Here is an 18,036-nt window from a genome sequence, read left to right as displayed (position 1 = left end):
CATGAGAACTCGCAGAGCCGCATTTCTCGGAGCTCTTGCCACTGTGTCGATGCTCGCCGTGAGCGCCTGCGGCGCCACCGCGGAGAAGGAGGAATCCGAGGGCGGAAGCGGGAGCGGCAAGCCCGTCACCGGTCTGCGGGTGATGGTGCCGAACACCCCGGGCAGCGGGTACGACGTCACTGCCCGGACCGTCGCCCAAGTGATGCAGGATTCCAAGGTGGCGTCCGGGGTCCAGGTCTACAACCTGCCCGGGGCCGGCGGCACCGTGGGCCTGCAGCGCCTGGTGAACGAGAAGGGCAACGGCAAGCTCGCCATGCAGATGGGGCTGGGCGTCGTCGGTGCCGCTTACACCTCGAAGTCGGCGGCGACGCTGACCGACACCACGCCGATCGCCAAGCTGATCGAGGAGGCCGGCGCGATCGTCGTGTCGAAGGACTCCCCGTACAAGACGATCGACGACCTCGTCACCGCGTGGAAGAAGGACCCCAGGAAGGTGCCCGTGGGCGGCGGTTCGTCGCCGGGCGGCCCGGACCATCTGCTTCCCATGCAACTGGCGAAGGCGGTCGGCATCGAACCCAAGAAGGTCAACTACGTCGGATACGACGGCGGCGGCGAACTGCTGCCCGCCGTCCTGGGCGACAAGGTGGCCTTCGGTGCCAGTGGCTTCGGTGAGTTCCTCGACCAGATCGAGGCGGGGCAGCTGCGGGTGCTGGCGGTGACCAGCGCCGAGCCCATCGCCGCCGTGAAGGACGCCCCCACGCTCAAGGGCTCCGGCATCGACCTGGTCTTCACCAACTGGCGCGGCATCGTCGCCCCGCCCGGGATCACCGACGAGCAGAAGAAGACCTGGATCGACTCCCTGACCAGGATGCACGACTCGGAGCAGTGGAAGTCCGAGCTGACCAAGCGCGGCTGGACCGACGCCTTCGTCACCGGCGACGAGTTCGGCTCCTACCTGAAGGAGCAGGACAAGTCCGTCGCCGACCTGCTGACAGAGCTCGGACTGGCATGAGCTCCCCGACCGACGGACTGAGCGTCGAGGACGCCCGTCCGCCCCGGGGCAAGGATCGCGCACAGTACGGTGTGTGCGCCTTCCTCGCCCTGCTGGGCACGGCGGTGATCGTGGACGGGCTCGGGATCCCGCACGTCACCAGCAGCACCGACCCGGTGGGACCGCGCGCGGTGCCCGTGCTCCTGGGCGCTCTGCTCCTGGTGGTCGCGGTGCTCTACGCGGTCGATGTGGCCCGGGGCGGTCACGGTGAGCCGGAGGCCGGCGAGGACGTCGACCTGTCGCAGGGCATCGACTGGCGCACAGTGCTGCTGCTGATCGGCGCGTTCGTGGTGAACGCGGTGCTGATCGAACGGCTCGGCTGGGTGATCAGCGGCGCGCTGCTGTTCTGGGGAACGGCCTTCGCCCTCGGGAACCGGCACTACGTACGCAATCTGCTGATCGCGGTGACGCTGTCCCTCACCACGTTCTACGCCTTCGCGGTCGGGCTCGGTGTGAACCTCCCGGCCGGTGTGCTGCAAGGGATCCTGTGATGGACGACCTGAACAACCTCATGCAGGGCTTCGAGGACGTCATAGCCCCGATGAACCTGCTGCTGGCGTTGATCGGCGTCCTGGTCGGCACCGCGGTCGGTGTGCTGCCGGGCATCGGCCCGGCGATGACCGTGGCCCTGCTGCTGCCCATCACCTACGGCATGGAGCCGGTACAGGCGTTCATCATGTTCGCCGGCATCTTCTACGGCGGCATGTACGGCGGGTCGACCACGTCGATCCTGCTGAACACGCCCGGGGAGTCCTCCTCGGTGGTGACGGCCATCGAGGGCAACAAGATGGCCAAGGCCGGCCGGGCGGCGCAGGCGCTCGCCACGGCCGCGATCGGTTCCTTCGTGGCGGGCACGATCGGCACCCTGCTGCTGGTGCTCGTCACCCCGACCGTGGTGGACTTCGCGATCAGCCTGGGCGCGCCTGACTACTTCGCCCTGATGCTGCTCTCCTTCATCGCGGTCACATCCGTGCTGGGCGCGTCACGCATCCGTGGTCTCATCTCGCTGCTGCTGGGCCTGACGATCGGTCTGGTCGGCATCGACACGGTGTCCGGACAGCAGCGGCTCACCCTGGGCGTCCCCCAACTCGCCGACGGGATCGACGTGGTCGTCGTGGCCGTCGCCATCTTCGCCGTCGGCGAGGCACTGTGGGTGGCCGCACACCTGCGGCGCAAGCCTGTGGAGGTCATCCCCGTCGGCAGGCCGTGGATGGGGAAGAAGGACTGGAGGCGGTCCTGGAAGCCCTGGCTGCGGGGCACCGCGTTCGGCTTCCCGTTCGGTGCGCTTCCGGCCGGCGGTGCGGAGATCCCGACGTTCCTGTCGTACGCGACGGAGAAGCGGCTGACCAAGCACCCGGAGGAGTTCGGCAAGGGGGCGATCGAGGGGGTGGCCGGGCCGGAGGCGGCGAACAACGCCTCCGCGGCGGGCACGCTGGTCCCGATGCTGGCCCTCGGGCTGCCGACGAACGCCACCGCCGCGGTCATGCTGGCGGCTTTCCAGTCGTACGGCATCCAGCCCGGTCCGCTGCTGTTCGAGCGGGAGGCGAGCCTGGTCTGGGTACTGATCGCCAGCCTGTTCGTCGGCAATCTCCTGCTGCTCCTGCTGAATCTGCCGCTCGCGCCGACCTGGGCGAAACTGCTGCGGATTCCGCGACCCTACCTGTACGCGGGAATCCTGTTCTTCGCGTCGATGGGCGCGTACGCCGTCAACGCACAGCCCCTGGATCTGTTCCTGCTGCTGATGCTGGGACTCCTCGGCTTCGCGATGCGACGGTTCGGACTGCCGGTGCTGCCGCTGATCCTCGGCGTCATCCTCGGCCCGCGGGCCGAACTGCAGGGACGGCGCTCCCTGCAGCTGTCGGGCGGCGAACTGTCAGGGCTGGTGGGCGGACCCGTGTCCTACGCGGTCTACACGGTGATCGTCCTGGTCCTCGCCTGGCCGCTGCTGCGGCGGTTCGTCGTACGTCCACCGCGTGAGCGAAGTGCCTGAGAGTACCTGGGAGGGAGAGCAGACATGACCGTACTGGTCGGATACGTACCCTCGCCCGAGGGTGAGGCCGCGCTGCGCGCGGGAATCGACGAGGCCCGCCTGCGCGGCGAGAAGATGCTGGTGGTGAACACCTCGCGGGGTGACGCCTATGTGGACCCGCGCTTCGCGCAGGAGCCCGATCTCGCTCATGTCCGCGAGGACCTGGCCGCGTTGGGGATCGAGTTCGACATCCGCCAGGTGCTCGGCGCGGGCGATGCCGCCGAGGAGATCATCGAGCTGGCGGAGCAGGCGGACGTGTCCCTGGTGGTGATCGGGCTGCGCCGCCGCAGCGCGGTCGGCAAGCTGATCATGGGCTCCGCCGCGCAGCAGATCCTGCTGGGAGCCGGCTGCCCGGTCCTCGCCGTGAAGGCCGCTTCCTGAGCCGGGCCGCCCGCCCCGGGAGACGCCGGGGACTGGGGCTGTGGAGCTCCCGGCCTTCTCGAAAATTCACTCTCACTGTTCCGATCAGGCGGTCGCGGCCCACCAGAGGGCGGCGACCGCTGGCCTCAGCGGCGGCTGATCGTGATCAACGGGGCCGGGACCCGGATCGTGACCACCCTGGACAGCACCCGCACCGCGCAGGAACTGGCTGTGGGCAGACGGCCACCTACCCGGAAGATTCGGAGCCTGCTCGCGTACTGGCCAGGACCGCCGTCGGCGGCAGCGACTGCACCACCGGCGACACCCCGTTGTCCGGTGTGCGAGGCGCGTCGTCGCGGGCGGGGGGAGTCCGGAGCACCTTCCCCTCCCACCGCTCCAAAAGGTGTCATATAGGAATAAAGGGCCACTCGTAACGAGAACGGACGGTTGTGCATGATGTCCGGCATACCGCCTCCCTTAGAGACACAACATCTGATGAGGAGAAGCCGCCGATGACTGAGTCCATACAGACCGGAACGGGGAACGGGTCCACCCGAGAAAAGGCCAAGGCGGAGACCTCGGCGACGGCCGGCCAGGCCAAAGAGGCCGCGACCCAGGTGGCGGGAACCGCGGCGGAACAGGTCCAGAGCGTAGTAGGCGAAGCACGGCAGCAGGCGGGCACGGTCATCGGCGAACTGCGGCACCGCGCGATGGGCGAGGCCGAGGGCCAGACCAAGCGGGCTGCCGACACGCTGCGGCAGTGGGCGAGTGACCTCTCCGGCCTGGCCGAGAACGCCCAGAAGGACTCGCCCGCCCGCAGCCTCGCGGCCCAGGCGGCCGACAAGGGTCACCGGGCGGCCGACTACCTGGACAAGCAGGGCGTCGACGGCCTCGTCTCCGACCTCCAGGGCTTCGCCCGCCGACGTCCCGGCGCCTTCCTCGGAGGCGCTGTGCTTGCCGGAATGGCTGTCGGGCGCCTGGCACGGGTGGCGGGATCAGCCAGGGCCGGTGGAGACGGGCAGCAGCAGGCCGTCGCAACACCGGACCAAGGGACACTGGACGCCCCCGCCTCCCCCGCTCTGCCGACCGGCTCCCCCACGGGGGCCGTCCACAACGCCCCTCCGCAGGCGCCGCCCGCTCCGTCGGTCCCCCCGGTCACGGGTACGCCGCCGGACGGCACACCGGGTCGTCCGTACCCGGAGGTGTGAGATGGCTTCGATCTCCCCCACGCCCGGCGCGGCGGAGCCGCAGGGGCAGGACCGGTCCATGGGGCAGCTGCTGTCCGTGGTGACTGCGGACCTCCAGACGCTTTTCCGTCAGGAGGTCGAGCTGGCCAAGACGGAGATCAGGGACGAAGCGACGAAGGCGGGCAAGGCCGCCGGGATGTTCGGCGGTGCCGGCTTCGCCGGCTACATGGTCCTGCTGTTCCTGTCGCTGGCTGCCGTGTTCGGTCTGGCCAACGTGATGGACGAGGGCTGGGCCGCCCTGATCGTCACCGCCGTGTGGGCCGTCGTGGCGGCCGTGCTGTACCAGAAGGGCCGCGGACGAATGAGCGCCGTCTCCCCGAAGCCCGAGCGAACCGTCGAGACCATGAAGGAGAACGCGGAATGGGCACGTCACCCGACCAAATGAGGGCCGAGATCGAGGCCACCCGCGGCCGGCTGTCCGCGGACGTGGACCAGCTCGCCGATCGCACCAGTCCTCGACGGGCGGTACACCGCCGCAAGGAAAGGATGCGCGGCGCCGTGTCGGGCATCCGGGAGCGGGTCATGGGTACGGCGTCGGACACCGCACGGAGTGTGGCCGGCACCGCTCAGTCCGCGGCCGGTTCCGTCCAGGAAGGCACCGGACGGGCGGCCGACTCGGTGCGCGACACCGCCGGCCAGGCGGGCCAGGCCGTACAGCAGGCGCCCGACCTGGCCCGCCGCCAGACGCGCGGCAACCCGCTGGCAGCCGGCCTGGTCGCCTTCGGCGTCGGGGTGCTGGCCTCCTCCATGCTGCCCGCCTCCGAGGCTGAGCAGCAAAAGGCCTCCGACCTCATGCAGAGTGATGCGCTGGAGCCGGTCAAGCAGGCAGTCGGCGACTCCGCGCAGCACCTGAAGGAAGGCGCCAAGGAGGTGACGCAGAGTGCCGCCTCAGAAGTGAAGGACAGTGCCGCGCAAGCCGCACGCACCACACAGGACCAGGCGCGTGACCAGGCCGGCCAGGTCACTGAACAGGCACGTGACTCCGGCCGGCACGTCGCGGACGAGGCGCGGCGAAGCTCCGGACCAGGCTGAGGGCCTACGTCAGCCGCAGAGGGCGAAGGGCCGGCGCTCGCCGCGTCGCAACCCCGTCCCGGCTGTGGCGAGCCGACAGTCGACGCCGCCTGTCCCCGCCGCGGGTGTGGGGAGAGGCGGCGTCGGAGATCGCCGGCGCACTGGGAGGTGTGCCGTACCCGTGCGCGGGCGTCTACCCGAGTGCGGGAGTCCCGCCCGCGCCGCCTGGCCTACTCACGGCATCGGCGCCCCCGGGCTCCACGGCCGGCCGTGACCCACTGGTGTGGGCCGATGCCCACGGACCGCACGGAACGAATACGGAACGAATACGCGCGATCCGCCAGGACGGTCCCGGGCCCAGTCCTTGGTCTCCGACACCACGGTCCGGTCCTGCTCCACCCGGACTGACGGACCGCGAGGGACGCCGACCGTGAAAGGCCGGCGCCCTCCGGGGGTCGGTGCAGGAAGGTCAGTTCACGGCGCCGATGCGCTCTACGCGCTCGTTGACGCCGTTACGGAGTTCGCTGAGCGTGGTGCCGGGCGGGGCCGTGGTCGGTGTGGCGGACGGCGGCTGGGTCTCGTCCACGCACGTCGTGCCCGAGGCCGGGACCTCGAGGTCGACCAGGTAGCCGACGACCGCGTCCGTCGCACAGGCGCTGCGGCCGAATGCGGTGTGCCCTTCGGCCTGGAAGGTGAGCAGCGAAGCGTTGTCGAGCCGCCGGGACAGCGCCACCGCGTCCCTGTACGGGGTGTCCGGGTCGCCGGTGGTGCCGAGGACGAGGATGGGCGCCGAGCCCTTGGCGCGGTAGGAGCCGTCGTAGCGGCTGACGCGCTCACCCGGCCACTGGACGCAGGCGGTGGCGTGCTGGTGGTCGTACGTGGGAGGGCCGTACGCCATCGCCGGGCCGAGCAGCGGCGCCGCCTTCGCGTTGGCCGTGACGTTCCGCTTCAGCCGGCGCAGGTCGCGCGGGTAGTCCCGGTCGACGCATTCGACGGCCACGTTCGGGCCCAGGAAGTCGAAGCTGGCCGGGGAGGGCGGGCGCAGCAGGAAGGAGGTGTTGTCCCGCAGCTGGGCCTTGCGCAGTGCCGCGCCGAGCGAGGGCCAGATGACCTTGCCCTCGTTGATGTTGAACATCAGCCGGTAGACCAGCGTGTAGCCGTTGGCCTGACCGCCGTTCGCCGTCGGCACGGGGCCGGCGTCCAGGTCGGTCTTCAGCTTCTCGAACGCCGCACGCGGGTCGCCCTCACCGAACCCGCAGGTGGCCTGGTCGACGGCGCACCAGTCGAGGAAGCGGCTCATCGCGCCGTCCAGCGCCAGGTACTGCGGCCGGTCGTAGGCGTACGGACGGTTGGCGTAGTGCACAGGGTCGTACGCGCCGTCGAGAGTCAGCGCCCGCACCCGTTTCGGGAACATGGCGGCGTACACGGTTCCGATGTACGACCCGAACGACCGCCCGTAGTAGGTGAGTTGCTGCTCTCCGAGCGCCTCCCGCAGCAGGTCGATGTCACGGGCCACGTATTCGGTGCCGACGTAGGGCAGCAGCTCGCCCGAGTTGTTCACGCAGGCCTGGTCGAATTCGGCGGCCGCACGCAGCGCCGGCTCGAAGGCTCCCGGACCTGGCACCCCCTTGGCCTCCGTGACGGCCCGCGTGTACCGCGCGTCGTCGAAGCAGGTCAGCGGCGAACTGCGGCCGACGCCACGGACGTCGTAGCCGAAGACGTCGAACGAGTCGCGGAGCGCGGCCGGCAGGTCGGCGTGGTTGTTCCGCACGAAGTCCACACCGGAGTTGCCGGGCCCTCCCGGCTGCATGAAGAGCGTGCCCCTGCGGTTCGTCTGGTCCGCGGCCTTCTTACGGACCACTGCGAGGGTGATGGACTTGCCGTGCGGCTTGCGGTAGTCGAGCGGAACGTCGGCGTTCGCGCACTCGAAGCCGCCCTGGCAGTCGGTCCAGGCGAGCGACGGCACGGGCGGCTTCTCAGGTGTCTTCGGCGAGGCCGCCGCCTGGGTCACCGTCCCCGTCACGCCGGCCATGAGCGCTGTCAGCGCGGCTCCGACGGCTGTGAGCCGTCCGAATCGTCTCGGTATGCGTTGTGGAGTGGTCATGGTTCTCGTCCCCCTGGGTCGATGTGTGGCCAAGCGCTCACGGTGCAAGGTGAGTTCGGCTAACTGAACAGAGGGAAAAAGAGCGCGCGCGGTGCCACCGCGGCAGACTTTCCACAGCAGACCTCGATCCGCCACGGACGAGGGTCTCCGAAAGGCTCCAGACACTGCCCTGACGCGGGCCGCAGGGCACACCGGTCCTCGCCGGCGGGTCCAACTGCTCCACGCAGGTCAGACAATTCACCCCGACGGCAGAGCCCGCGCAGGCGGCCCGGTCTCCGGCTGCGGCCCACTGCCATGTGACGGCGACCGTGACGTCGATGCGGAGCTTGCAAAGCCGCTCGCCCATGGCTCAAACACTGATGGGACGGTCGGGCGGACCTCCCGGGAACCTGCTGGAGGGCCACGAGCGTTCGTTCCAGCAGGCCGATCTCGTTCTCGACCGTCACTGGGCTGAACCCCGCGTGCCCGCCACGAAGCGACGAACGCCTCGACACACCCGGACTGGAACTCCCACTGATCGGCGGTCAGGGCAGTACTGCAGGAGTTGATCCCGGCGGGTGGCAGCGGCGATCCTCCGACAGGAACATGTGCCAGCCCCAGACGGGACGAAGGCCTTCCTCGTCCCTTCGTGCCGGGGTTCCACTCCTCACCCGCGCGTGCGGCGTCGGTAGTAGTGCACCGTCACCACACCCAGCAGCGGCCCCCAGGCGGCCACCGGCAGATAGCAGGCGGTCAGGAGCCAGTTGCCCCACGGCGTGATCTCCATCTGAGCGTGCAGGGTCGTCCAGACAAGCAATACGCCGTAGACGCTGCACGCGAGTGTGCCGACCACCGCCGGGACAACCGCAGCAGGTACCGGAACCGGACGGCCTCCGAGATACGGCAGCCAGCGCGGCCACACCTCTCCCCACGGCCGCACCAACCCCAGTGTCAGCCAGGCCAGGCCTTCTTGGGCCAGCGACAGCAAAGGCAGCACCAGCAGGCCCCAGCCGGGCAGGAGCATCGCATCGTATTCGGACTGCGCGAGTCCGAGCGGAACACCCAGCACGGCGGCGAGGCGCCACAGAGCCGATGGCAGAGACACCCAGACGACCGCGGCCGCCGCACGTCGCGCCCAGGCCGGGACACCCGGGACGGTCCGATCCGATGCGCGGTCGGATAAATGCCTTCCTTCGGTCGGCACGTTCTCGGAGAAGGGAACAGTGGTGGGCATGCGGCACGCTCCTCGATCAACGTCGTCGTTCGACGCCCCTGATGCTTTCGCAGGCCCCCGCCGCCCGCGTCCGGCCACGGCATGAACACCATCCCCCATACGGCATAACCGCATGGCCGCCGTATCAGCCTGGAGGCGTACTCGCCGCCGCAGCCGGGCAGTGCTGCTCGGATCACCGAGCGGCCCGAGAGCGCTTCCCGCGTCGTGGAGTGCCGCCATGTCACGGCCGGGTGAAGGGCCCTCAGGCAGAGCAGCGTTGCTGGTTCTCATCGACATAGCCGAGACGAAGGGCGTCGAGGAGCAGTTCCTCCTCGCCGCGGACACCGAGATCCGGGGCTACGGCGACATCTGCGGTGACACGAGCACGGGTGAAGGGGGCCAGGGCGGCACCGGGTACACAGAGACCGAACTGGAGGCGGCCGCCAAGAAGGGCTTCAGCGCCGAAGTCGTGATCAGCAACGGCATCGCGACCACCATCCGCGACGACCACTGAGCCACGCCCCGGACGCGGCCGGGACGGCGCCGTCGTAGCGGACCGGTTCGTCGACGCCTGCTCCCCGAAGCTGCGGCACCTCACACAGCGCCCGCCGGGCATCCAGGTTGCGGGCCAGGGTGTCGACGGGCGACGGCACCGACACCGTCGGGACGACGGCGCCCTGACGTACGCCGCGGACCAGGAACCGGACTGCTGGGATCCGCACGCCAGCGCGCGGGACGTCACGGCTCTGGTGCAGCGCCCCGTCTTCGACTCACTCGTCCTCCAGCCGCCGAACGGCGATCTGCAGCCATGACTGGCCACGTCGTGGAAGGTCGGCGAGGGCGGCCGGACATACACCTTCGCGCTCCGCGAGGACGTGACGTTCCACGACGGCTCGCGACTGGACGCCTCCGCGATGAAGGCCAATCTCGACCCGTCACCCCGAGGTCCGCCCTCTCGCAGCACGCCGCGGGACCGCTCTGCCCGTGCCGCTCCACCACCGTCCGGTCAGAAATGAAGCCGCTCGATGATGCGGCCGACGGCTGGCGACATCCCGACCGCACCCGTCAGCAATCCCCTGGCGAGGTCACAGCGGTGGAGCGTGGGTGGCGCTCCCGCCGTGATCCTCATCGGGGATCATGATGTCGGACTCGCGGTCATGGGCGGCGGTGCTGCCCGTCGTCGTGAGCCACGTCCCATGCCGGGAGGAATTGTGGTCAAGTAACTAGGCTCCGCGTCAGGACCGGGCGAGGACGCAGAACTCGTGGCCCTCCGGGTCGGCCAGGCACGTCCACGGGACGTCGCCCTGGCCGACGTCGAGGTCGGTGGCGCCGAGGGCCCGCAGCCGGGCCACCTCCGCTGCTCTGTCGTCACCGGCGTCCGGCACCAGGTCGAGATGGACGCGGTCAGGCACGGTCTTCACGCCAGTGCGGAGGAACTCGAGATACGGGCCGACGCCCTTGGCCGAGCGCCACACCGCATGGTCGTCGGTGACCTCGTGCAGGGTCCAGTCCATCGCCTCGTCCCAGAACCGGGCCATGGCCCGCGGATCCACGCAGTCGACGACCACCCTGGCGATCGGCCCGGTGTCCTGGTAGATCTCCCGAGGCTCCAGCACGCAGAACTCGTTGCCCTCCGGGTCGGCGAGGACCGTCCACGGCACGTCGCCCTGGCCCACGTGGGCGGGCGTCGCGCCGAGAGCCCGGAGGCGCGCGACCAACTCCGCCTGATGGGCCGCGGAGGTGGTGGCGAGATCGAGATGGACACGGTTCTTCGTCGTCGTTTTGGGTTCCGGGACGGCAATGACGTCGACGCAGACGGTGACCGGGTCCAGCCAATCGAAGCCGACGGGTTTGGCGGCCGTCGCTCCTGGTTCCTGGCTGGTAACACGCCAGCCGAGCGCCTCCGCCCAGAATCGGCCGACCTTCGAGTCGTCAAGAGCCTTCATGTTCACCAGGACAGGTCGCAGTGTCATGCCGGCGATCCTATGCAGCCGCTCCGCAACGACATCCGCAGGCACCGTCGCCAGACAGCGTTCAACTCGCTCACCAGCCGCAATGCTCAGCTCGCCAGCTACAACGTGCACGTCCTTCAGCCTTCGGCCGTGATCGCCCGCATCTCCTGGTCGGCGGCGCCCTGTTCACGGGCGGACGTGTACGGAGCGGTGCGGAGGTGATGCGCATGGCCAGCACTTCCTGGGACGGGTACAGCACGACCACAGTCCCGCCGATGATGTCGGGGCCTGCCGGTTCCCGGCGTGCGAGGGCGTAGCCCGCATACGGGCGGGCGCGCTGCCAGTCGGCCGCGGGCGCAGCTTCGCCGACCCCGCTGCGGCTTGCCGGTGATGACGGCTGTTTGGGCGCTGATCCGCCTCTCGGCAGGCTTCCCTTCGGAAGGCTTCCCTTCTCTTCCTCTTTCGGCAGGGCGGCCCAGCCACCCGTGCAGGTCGTGGGCGACGCCCCAGTGCTCCTGGGCCCGGTCGGTCATTGTGGAAGCTCCCGTCCCAGGCGGGCGAGTGGGGACATGGCCATCAGCACCGGAGAGAGCATCATGCCTGCGGCCGTCACCAGCAGGGTGGCGCGCAACCCCCACTCCTCCGCGAGGAATCCGCCGAGTAGCGAGCCGAGTGGGGTCAGCCCCATGCCGGCACATGTGATCGTCGCGGCCGCGCGGCCTTGCATCCCGTCCGGGGTGAGGGCCTGCCGCACCGCCATGACCGTGACATTCACCAACTGGCCTGCGGTACCGAACACGAAGTTGACCGCAAGCAACGCGGGAACCGTCACTGCAGGGGAGCCGTGCAGCGCGGGCACACACAGGAACACGCCGTCGCCGAGTATCGCCGCGGACACGAGCACCGCTCCGTGACCGAACCGGCTCGGCAGGCGGGCGGCCAGCACCGAGCCCAGGAGCGCGCCGGGCCCCGTCGCCGCGAGCGCCAGCCCGACGGCCGTGCCCGACAGGTGCAGTTCCCGCGGCAGGAAGAGCAGGTAGACGGTCATCACGGCCGCGAAGGAGAACTGGAAGGCGGCCGAGGCCAGACACACGGTCCGCAGCGAGGCATCGCCGACGACGAACCGGAGGCCCTCATGGATACGCCGCCAGATCCGAGGGGGACGTTCCGAGCTCTTCGGAAGCGATTCGATCCGACGGATGCGCCGGATCGACAGGAACGACAACGCGAAGAACAGCGCGCCGGAAGCGGCCGCGACCGGCGCCGACAGCAGTGACACCAACGCGCCACCGAGGGCGGGACCGCCGATCTGCGCCGCGGACCGGCTGCCCTCGAGCGCGCTGTTGCCGCGCACCAACTGATCGCGTCTCACCAGACGTACCAGAGAGGTCTGGTATGCCACGTCGAAGAACACGGACAGAGCCCCGATGGTGAAGGCGACCACGAACAACCCCGGCAGGCCGAGCCAACCGAAGAGGCCGGCCACGGCGGCGGCGCCCAGTGCCAGAGTCCGCCCGACGTCCGTCAGCACCATCACCGTACGGGCCCGCCACCTGTCGACCCACGCGCCGACGAGGAGCGAGAGCAACAGAATCGGCGCCTGCCCCACCGCGCGCAGGACGCCCAACTGGCCGGCACCGGCGTCCAGCGTCAGGACGGCGAAGAGCGGCAACACCACCAGGCTTGCGTGTTCACCGAGTTGGGAGGCCGTCTGCCCCACCCAGAGTCTGCGGAAGTCGCCGTCCCGCCACAGACGTGACGGTCGACCCGAATCGGATACAGCACAGGAAGCGGACGGATGCACGAGGATCCCTTGGATCGCCGACAACGAAGCCCGTCACCCGGCGCACAAGAGGTGCACCGGCGATTCAGGGCGGGAGAAGGCTCGCTGTGCCGCAACATCAAGGGCAGCACGCGATGACAGACCGATCACGGCCTACAACGTCAGCGCGCGCTCGGACGACCGATCATGTCTTCGACTCCTCGTGGATCACTCACTGCCCCCGAACACTAGCCCTCGGCGACCAGACGCGAAAAGCGATTACTGAGGTTTTCGGGGTGGGGTCGGTGGTGCGAGGGTCGGGCCGGTGCCGGTGAGGCAGCCGTCGATCAGGTGTGGCCGGAGCTGGATGCTGCGTGACGCCCGGCGGAGGACACGGTCGAGGTCATCGAGTGTGTCGAAGGCGGTCTTGGCCATGGCGCGGCGTACCGGTGACCAGACGGCCTCGACGGGATACAGGCCGGGTGCATACGCCGCGAGGTGGACGGTGGTGAGCCAGCGGCTGTCCGAACCTGATCCGCCGACGTCAGCCGTTTGGGGCCTCGAACGTCTGAACGGCGGTCCGGTATGCCCCCTGACTGGGCTGAGCAGGGTTGATCAGGACCACGAAGTCCGGCAGGGCTCCGGGAACGGGCCGCCCGTCCTCGCCCTGGCTGCCAGGTTCGGCCTGCCAGTCGATCAAATGGACGATCACGGTATGGCGGCCTTCGGGCACAAGACACTCGATCACGTCGTCCGAGCCGTCTGCGCTGACGTCTTCGATGCCGCCCACGAGTGCACGACCGCGGGCGACAAAGAGGTAGGGCTGGGAGGCGACCAGCTGATGGGCCGTCTCCCGATCGGTCAACCGTGCTGGCGCGTCCGCAGTGCCCGAGCGGACCAGAACTCCGAAGGCGCCGTCTCCTCCGACGTTGAGCGGAACAAGAGCACCCGCCCGGATATGACGGACAATGTCCTCGTCCTCCAGGAGTTCGTCCTCCCAGGTGTCGTAATCGGCGACGGCCTCGAACCGCTTCGGGTCCCACATGACGAGCATTCCGGCGTCCGTGGCCACCGTCGCCGGAGCCTCATCACAGGACTGAGGAGTCACTCGCTCCTCCAGTCGTCTCACTGGCCGCATCCGAACCAGCTGATTCTCCCAGCTGGCGACAGCCGCCGACCTGGCGGGGCCGCGTCACGCCAACCCCCGGGGCCACTGCAAGCCGCCGACCACCGGATCCGGCGTGCACTGGGGTCTCTTCGGACCGCCCAGCCGTGGCCGACTCGAACCGTCACGGCCACCCGCGCCCACCACGGCACACGCCCACTTGGCCACGAGGAAACCCAAGCAGGCTCCGGAGCTCACGGAGCGGGCGTAGCCTCTGCTACCCCCGACGGACGCAGCCGGGTGGGCTTGGAGCCACACGGGTCCTGGACGAACAAGCGGGGCGGCACCCGCCCCCAGCAGGACGAACCCATCTGTCGACACATAGCCGCCACGGCCGGCTGCGTGGTGATCAACATGGACTACGCCGTCGCCCCGCGGCGGCCGTACCCCGCACCCGTCACCCAGATGTACGACGTCACCGCCTGGGTGACCGAGAACGGCACGGCCACAACTGGGACGGTTCGCGACTCGCCGTGGGCGTGGAGGTGGAGGTGGAGCTTCCGGCGCAGGACCCACAACCCGTGCCTGGCCTTGCCGTCGTCGGCCTGGGCGAGGTCGGTCAGGTAGGCGAGTGCAGCGAAGGCGGAGGCTCCCCAGCCGATGACCGCGGCGCGCCGGCACAGCGCGCGGCCTGGCGCTCCCGTTGCAGGCGGCGCTGGACAGGTGGAGAGTTGATTTATATCGGTTCTGCATTCTTCCGGCTCCCAATTTCCTGGAGCTACCGCCTCACAAGGAAGAATCCATTACGGACGGAACGACTACGCCAAGCGTATCTGGAACCATCATGGCCAGAATTTCTCGGCGAAAAATCCTTCACGCGGCCAACGCATCCATTCTGGCCGCAGCGCTCGCACTGTCGACAGGTCTGCCGATTGCCGCAGCAGATTCTCAGAGGCTGAACGAGGGCCGTGCCGGAGTACCGGCTCAGTCCACGGATCCTCCACAGTCTCCTACCGATACGCCGAGCGGTTCGACGGGACCCACCACGCCCACCGACTCGCCACCGTCGCCCGAACCGAGCGGTCCCACGGGATCCACGACGCCTCCCTCTTCCACACCGAGCGGGACGTCCGACACCTCCGAGCCGTCGGACACGGACGAACAGACGTCCGAAGTCCCGCCGGAACAGAAGGTGGAAATCGACGAGGCGACGAAGACCCTGAACAAGGAGAAGGAGCGAGTCCCCCAGGAACTCGTGCCGACCGTGGAAACGTTGATCACCATCGTCCGCGCGGTCGAGGGTCCGGAGACGTCGCCACAGGACAGGCAGGGGGTCATCGAGAGCACGGAGAATCTGTCCACCACGCTGGCAGCGATCAGCGATCCGAGAACACCTCCCGAGCTGCGGAGGGAGTTGACCTCGATCGTGAAGCAGGTGGCTTCGGCGCTCGAGACGGTGAACGGTCCCCAGGGGGCAGCCGAAGAACGGTCCATGTCTCTCCTGGTGGTCAAACGGACCACATCCACCCTGGACCTGATCCGCAATCCCAGGACGCCACAGGACCTGCGGGCCCACATGATCGCCATCGTGAAAGATACGACCTACGCCGCGGAGAGAAGCCAGGATGGGACTCAGGCCAGCTCGGCGGAGAAGAAATTTTCGAACAGCCTGCTGGCGGACAGCTCCTCTCAGGACATAATGCACGACAAGGGGACACCGCAGAGGGAACAAGAAAAGATCGCGAAGATCACACGGCAGGTCAGCGCACTGCTGAGGAAAATCAGTGACCCCGGGACGTCACAGGACGAGCGGTCCAGGCTCACGAAAGAACTGGATGAGAAAACCTCTCGCATGAAAGACCAGCAGGAGCAATCCGCCTCTGCCCAGAAGCGCCCGGAAGAGTCGCTCGGAAAGGCCGCCGCGTTCTGCACCAGCGCCATATTCGAGTCCATCTCCGAGTCTTCCCTCGCGCGGGCGCTGGATAAGCTGCTTCCCGCGCAGTGGGAGACGGAAGGGGTCAAGGACTTCTGGAAGGCTGAGGAAAAGAGCGACGATACGCTCGACGTCCTCGCCCAATTGCGGAACGATGAACACACCCACGGCCCGTTCGAAGTCATACCGCTCATCACCGAACTCGCCGAGCTCGTACCGCACAACAGACTGTTCGGAAGCCTGGGAGCCTCTGCCCTGTCCTGCGAGCAGACTGCCGCGTACCTTGACGAAGACGGGGTCACAGTGGGCACCTGGCTCACCAAGGCCGGCGAGTGATCCGTCAGACCCCGGCAGATCTCAACAATTCCGCCACGGAGATCTCTGAATCAGCCCGGGATCTCGCAGCTCCATATCTCTGCAGTTCCCTCCTCTCTTCTCCGTAGTCACCCACCCCGGAGAATCTGTACGGGAAGGAAGAAATCGAAGAGGTGAACCGGCCCCCCGGAGACCAGACAGCAGTCACATAACGCGGCTTACGTGTCACGTTGATCAAATTGTTGTTGTGGCGCACCCTTCCACGATAAACCAGCTGCTCTCCACAGATCGCCGGTTCACAGTAATAGCGCCCCTCGTGTTCGTTCCACGAAACATGAGGGAAACCGAACTCCTCCACGTCGAGCCTGCCCCGGTCCTTTCTCATGTACGAGATCTGCAATGCAACGCTCAGGACGTCATACCCGACGTTTCTGGGAAGCTGAAATATACGCTTCAAAGAATATTCTTGCCCGACGTCGAGCGAACTACCGGACTCGTAGAATCTTCCACTGCTCACCGTGGTGTAATCGGGCTGGCCGACGTAGAGCTCGGCCTCCCCCTCGCGCGCCCCCTGCCTCCCGACACTTTCCCTCCACTCCGCCGTCGGATCCCCCTCCTCCAGAGAATACACGGCCACCCTGCCACGAACCGTGTAGATGTCGTTGACGATGTATACCGGGATCCCTCCGGTGTTTTTCATGTAAAGCGTCAGCGGGACATGCAGGAAGGGAAGCCTCTTATCCTCCCACGCCTTTCCGAATTCTGCCTTCAAAGTAAAGTGCATAGGGGCGGACGCAGGCTGGTACATAGTGGAATACGCGAGACTGACAGCCGTCAGGAGTACCGTGGCGACCACCCCGGCCGCGAATCTTTTGGGCTGCGGTATTCCCTTCCAAGATTTTTTGCGCACAAGAACAAACAGCGCCCATACGGACCAGCACAACGCCGGCAGGTAGACCAAGAGATAGCGCGTATACTCCCTCTCCTCGAACCAGAGAAGAAGAAGGAGGCCATCGGTGGCCAGCACAATAATTACCCCGAATAGTACGACCGCACCAGAGGCCCTGAAGTGGCGTCTCCCCCAGTAGTCGAGCGCCGCAATTGCCGCAATTCCCAGTACCGCACCCGACAGGACAAACAACACTCCGGTAATCCGCTGCGCGAAAGTCAGAGCCCCGGAGGCGTCCGGCCATCCGATGACTGCGTTGAAAACCATGGAAACAAGCAGCCCGGCCACCATGAGCAACATAGTGGAGCGCCTTCTCCAGGGTCGATCGGGCCAAGCTCCGCTGTCGCCCCCGCGCCAGCACACAGATGCCGGATCATCCAGATCCATGTTCTCGGGGTAACCGCGGCGGCCGAGCATCTTCCGCAGCTCGGCCGGTGACCAGGCACTGCCGACCGTCTCGCCGCCGATGGTGACGCGACGCAGACCACGACTGTCCGGCGGCTCCACGATGACCCATGGACGGATACTCATGACCACAGACTCAAGCCTGGGCCGGCATCGTGCACGCGGAGCTACCCCGTTCGCCTTTCGAGCCGGGTCGCCCGACGTCAAAGGGGTCACCCGACGATTTCACAGCGTCGAATGCCGCCACCTGCCGCCCCTGCACGACGGATTCGAGCGGCGGCGACCATCCAGCCGAAGGAGGTGGCCAGGAAGCGAGGAACCTTCTGCCATCCGGTCTTGATGCTGCCCCACGTCCATATGTCGGTGTCGATCCGGTTGTGCACAAGGTGCTGTGATCCTGCCCCCTCAGATCCGCGTCAGGTTCCATCACGGGGGATCCGATCCTCGACGCGCCGCTGCGCATCATCTGGCAGGTGAAGGCAGCAGCCACCGGGGCCCGCGCCAGCCAGACTGATTGGTCCGCCGACCGCACGGTCCCGACAGGACCGTGCGGTGACCGGTTCGGCCTGCGCGGTCAGGTGACGGTCGATCAGTTGCCGGCAGACCGGTGATCACCATGCG

Annotated in this window: 16 protein-coding genes and 1 pseudogene; 11 read left to right on the top strand and 6 right to left on the bottom strand. The window is 68.0% G+C overall.

The genetic code is table 11. The annotated features are described in order from the left end of the window. The first annotated feature begins 49 nt into the window (after positions 1–49). The 7 genes from ACFWJX_RS30530 to ACFWJX_RS30500 all read left to right on the top strand — a co-directional run bounded on the left by ACFWJX_RS30530 (position 50) and on the right by ACFWJX_RS30500 (position 5,719). A complete protein-coding gene (locus tag ACFWJX_RS30530) occupies positions 50–1,012 on the top strand; it encodes a Bug family tripartite tricarboxylate transporter substrate binding protein (RefSeq protein WP_383249635.1) in 963 nt (320 codons plus the stop codon). Beyond that, on the top strand, positions 1,009–1,542 hold the full coding sequence (locus tag ACFWJX_RS30525; protein WP_383249463.1) for a tripartite tricarboxylate transporter TctB family protein: 534 nt from the start codon (positions 1,009–1,011) through the stop codon (positions 1,540–1,542). Before ACFWJX_RS30530 ends, ACFWJX_RS30525 begins: the two co-directional genes overlap by 4 nt. Further along, a complete protein-coding gene (locus tag ACFWJX_RS30520) occupies positions 1,542–3,041 on the top strand; it encodes a tripartite tricarboxylate transporter permease (protein WP_383249462.1) in 1,500 nt (499 codons plus the stop codon). The genes ACFWJX_RS30525 and ACFWJX_RS30520 overlap by 1 nt, the downstream gene beginning before the upstream one ends. 24 nt (positions 3,042–3,065) lie before the next feature. Continuing rightward, positions 3,066–3,461 carry a universal stress protein gene (locus ACFWJX_RS30515; RefSeq protein WP_383249460.1) on the top strand — a complete coding sequence of 132 codons (396 nt, stop codon included), beginning with the start codon at positions 3,066–3,068 and terminating at the stop codon, positions 3,459–3,461. 491 nt (positions 3,462–3,952) lie between these two features. Beyond that, on the top strand, positions 3,953–4,648 hold the full coding sequence (locus ACFWJX_RS30510; RefSeq protein WP_383249458.1) for a hypothetical protein: 696 nt from the start codon (positions 3,953–3,955) through the stop codon (positions 4,646–4,648). Position 4,649: 1 nt separating this feature from the next. Next, entirely contained in the window at positions 4,650–5,072 is a 423-nt protein-coding gene (locus ACFWJX_RS30505; protein WP_383249456.1) for a phage holin family protein, read from the top strand. Then, a complete protein-coding gene (locus ACFWJX_RS30500) occupies positions 5,048–5,719 on the top strand; it encodes a DUF3618 domain-containing protein (RefSeq protein WP_383249454.1) in 672 nt (223 codons plus the stop codon). Before ACFWJX_RS30505 ends, ACFWJX_RS30500 begins: the two co-directional genes overlap by 25 nt. A 448-nt stretch (positions 5,720–6,167) precedes the next feature. Here the strand turns inward: ACFWJX_RS30500 and ACFWJX_RS30495 are convergent, their stop codons facing one another. Both ACFWJX_RS30495 and ACFWJX_RS30490 read right to left on the bottom strand, forming a co-directional pair. Further along, on the bottom strand, positions 6,168–7,802 hold the full coding sequence (locus tag ACFWJX_RS30495) for an alpha/beta hydrolase (RefSeq protein ID WP_383249452.1): 1,635 nt from the start codon (positions 7,800–7,802) through the stop codon (positions 6,168–6,170). 646 nt (positions 7,803–8,448) lie between these two features. Further along, entirely contained in the window at positions 8,449–9,015 is a 567-nt protein-coding gene (locus ACFWJX_RS30490) for a hypothetical protein (RefSeq protein WP_383249450.1), read from the bottom strand. A gap of 256 nt (positions 9,016–9,271) precedes the next feature. Between ACFWJX_RS30490 and ACFWJX_RS30485 the strand changes: the two genes are divergently transcribed. Together ACFWJX_RS30485 and ACFWJX_RS30480 are read left to right on the top strand one after the other, a co-directional pair. Further along, complete coding sequence (locus tag ACFWJX_RS30485; RefSeq protein ID WP_383249448.1) at positions 9,272–9,508, top strand: hypothetical protein; 237 nt, start codon at positions 9,272–9,274, stop codon at positions 9,506–9,508. Between the two features lie 298 nt (positions 9,509–9,806). Next, on the top strand, positions 9,807–10,010 hold the full coding sequence (locus tag ACFWJX_RS30480; protein ID WP_383249634.1) for an ABC transporter substrate-binding protein: 204 nt from the start codon (positions 9,807–9,809) through the stop codon (positions 10,008–10,010). A 219-nt stretch (positions 10,011–10,229) separates the two neighbouring features. Here the strand turns inward: ACFWJX_RS30480 and ACFWJX_RS30475 are convergent, their stop codons facing one another. The 3 genes from ACFWJX_RS30475 to ACFWJX_RS30465 form a co-directional block, all read right to left on the bottom strand. Next, positions 10,230–10,967, bottom strand: a complete 738-nt coding sequence (locus ACFWJX_RS30475) for a VOC family protein (protein ID WP_383249446.1) — start codon at positions 10,965–10,967, stop codon at positions 10,230–10,232. A 508-nt stretch (positions 10,968–11,475) separates the two neighbouring features. Next, positions 11,476–12,699, bottom strand: a complete 1,224-nt coding sequence (locus ACFWJX_RS30470; protein WP_383249633.1) for an MFS transporter — start codon at positions 12,697–12,699, stop codon at positions 11,476–11,478. A 553-nt stretch (positions 12,700–13,252) separates the two neighbouring features. Beyond that, the gene (locus ACFWJX_RS30465; RefSeq protein ID WP_383249444.1) at positions 13,253–13,780 is read right to left on the bottom strand and encodes a hypothetical protein; all 528 of its coding nucleotides are present in this window, start codon (positions 13,778–13,780) and stop codon (positions 13,253–13,255) included. Positions 13,781–14,161: 381 nt separating this feature from the next. Between ACFWJX_RS30465 and ACFWJX_RS30460 the strand changes: the two are divergent. Both ACFWJX_RS30460 and ACFWJX_RS30455 read left to right on the top strand, forming a co-directional pair. Next, a pseudogene (locus ACFWJX_RS30460) lies at positions 14,162–14,352 on the top strand (alpha/beta hydrolase fold domain-containing protein); the annotation flags it as partial. A 653-nt stretch (positions 14,353–15,005) separates the two neighbouring features. Next, entirely contained in the window at positions 15,006–16,082 is a 1,077-nt protein-coding gene (locus ACFWJX_RS30455; RefSeq protein ID WP_383249442.1) for a hypothetical protein, read from the top strand. Between the two features lie 4 nt (positions 16,083–16,086). Here the strand turns inward: ACFWJX_RS30455 and ACFWJX_RS30450 are convergent, their stop codons facing one another. After that, a complete protein-coding gene (locus ACFWJX_RS30450) occupies positions 16,087–17,301 on the bottom strand; it encodes a hypothetical protein (protein WP_383249440.1) in 1,215 nt (404 codons plus the stop codon). Positions 17,302–18,036: the final 735 nt, after the last annotated feature.

Source organism: Streptomyces sp. NPDC058335 (assembly GCF_042723915.1).
Classification (GTDB): domain Bacteria; phylum Actinomycetota; class Actinomycetes; order Streptomycetales; family Streptomycetaceae; genus Streptomyces.
The sequence above is the reverse complement of the archived record's forward strand: the minus strand, read 5'-3'. Positions and strand labels throughout refer to the sequence as shown.

Excerpts from the sequence above, each read along its gene's own strand:
- ACFWJX_RS30530 (WP_383249635.1), top strand. The coding sequence starts at position 50 with ATGCTCGCCGTGAGCGCCTGCGGCGCCACCGCGGAGAAGGAGGAATCC.
- ACFWJX_RS30525 (WP_383249463.1), top strand. The coding sequence starts at position 1,009 with ATGAGCTCCCCGACCGACGGACTGAGCGTCGAGGACGCCCGTCCGCCC.
- ACFWJX_RS30520 (WP_383249462.1), top strand. The coding sequence starts at position 1,542 with ATGGACGACCTGAACAACCTCATGCAGGGCTTCGAGGACGTCATAGCC.
- ACFWJX_RS30515 (WP_383249460.1), top strand. The coding sequence starts at position 3,066 with ATGACCGTACTGGTCGGATACGTACCCTCGCCCGAGGGTGAGGCCGCG.
- ACFWJX_RS30510 (WP_383249458.1), top strand. The coding sequence starts at position 3,953 with ATGACTGAGTCCATACAGACCGGAACGGGGAACGGGTCCACCCGAGAA.
- ACFWJX_RS30505 (WP_383249456.1), top strand. The coding sequence starts at position 4,650 with ATGGCTTCGATCTCCCCCACGCCCGGCGCGGCGGAGCCGCAGGGGCAG.
- ACFWJX_RS30500 (WP_383249454.1), top strand. The coding sequence starts at position 5,048 with ATGGGCACGTCACCCGACCAAATGAGGGCCGAGATCGAGGCCACCCGC.
- ACFWJX_RS30495 (WP_383249452.1), bottom strand. The coding sequence starts at position 7,802 with ATGACCACTCCACAACGCATACCGAGACGATTCGGACGGCTCACAGCC.
- ACFWJX_RS30490 (WP_383249450.1), bottom strand. The coding sequence starts at position 9,015 with ATGCCCACCACTGTTCCCTTCTCCGAGAACGTGCCGACCGAAGGAAGG.
- ACFWJX_RS30475 (WP_383249446.1), bottom strand. The coding sequence starts at position 10,967 with ATGACACTGCGACCTGTCCTGGTGAACATGAAGGCTCTTGACGACTCG.
- ACFWJX_RS30450 (WP_383249440.1), bottom strand. The coding sequence starts at position 17,301 with ATGGTGGCCGGGCTGCTTGTTTCCATGGTTTTCAACGCAGTCATCGGA.